Origin of the sequence: Caulobacter sp. AP07, assembly GCF_000281955.1 — a bacterium.
GTDB lineage: Bacteria > Pseudomonadota > Alphaproteobacteria > Caulobacterales > Caulobacteraceae > Caulobacter.
In genome coordinates, this window is record NZ_AKKF01000326.1 from 1 (window position 1) to 786 (window position 786).

1 pseudogene is annotated in these 786 nt (G+C 77.0%); it reads right to left on the minus strand.

Annotated elements, in window-relative coordinates:
* Positions 1-786, minus strand: a pseudogene (locus PMI01_RS25885) (hypothetical protein); the annotation flags it as partial.

Sequence of the window (786 nt, forward strand, 5' to 3'; positions counted from 1 at the left end):
GCCGCCGCCGCCGCCGATCGACTGGGCCAGCACCGCCGTGGCGTCGTCGCCCAGGGTCAGGATCAGGTCGATGACGTCGACTTCGACATTTCCGCCCTTGCCGCCTCCGGCGCCGGAACCGCCGATGCCGACCGCGACCGCCGCGCTGGTCTGGCCCGCGCCGACCGCCAGGGCGCCGCTGAAGCCGCCACTGCCGCCGCCGCCGCCGATGCTCTGGGCCTGGACGCCGTACGCGCGGTCGCCCTTGGTGCTGATCACGCCGTCGCTGACGACCTTGACCAGTTCGGCGTCGTTGCCCGCTCCGCCGGAGCCGCCGACGCTGACGCTGGCTGAGCCGGCCGTCTGGCCCGCGCCGACGCCCAGCGCCAGGCTGAAGCCGCCCGTGCCGCCGCCGCCGCCGACCGACTGGGCCAGCACGCCCGCGGCGTCGTGGCCCTCGGTGGTGATATTGCCGGTGTTGGTGACCCTGACGATCTTGCCGTCGCCGCCGAGGCCGCCGCCGCCGCCAACGCTGACGCCGACCGCGCCAGCCGTCTGGCCCGCCGCTATGGCCAGCGAGCCGCTCCAGCCGCCGTTGCCGCCGCCGCCGCCGATCGATTGGGCGAATACGCCCGCCGACCGGTCGCCGCGCGTGTGGATCCCGCCCTTGGTGTCGATGGTGACGGTGTCGGCGTCGCCGCCGCCCAGGCCGCTGCCGCCCACGCCGACCGAACCGCCCAGCGCGCCCTGGCCGATCGCCACGCCGGCCGCGATCGCGAAGCCGCCGCTGCCGCCGCCGCCGCCCAC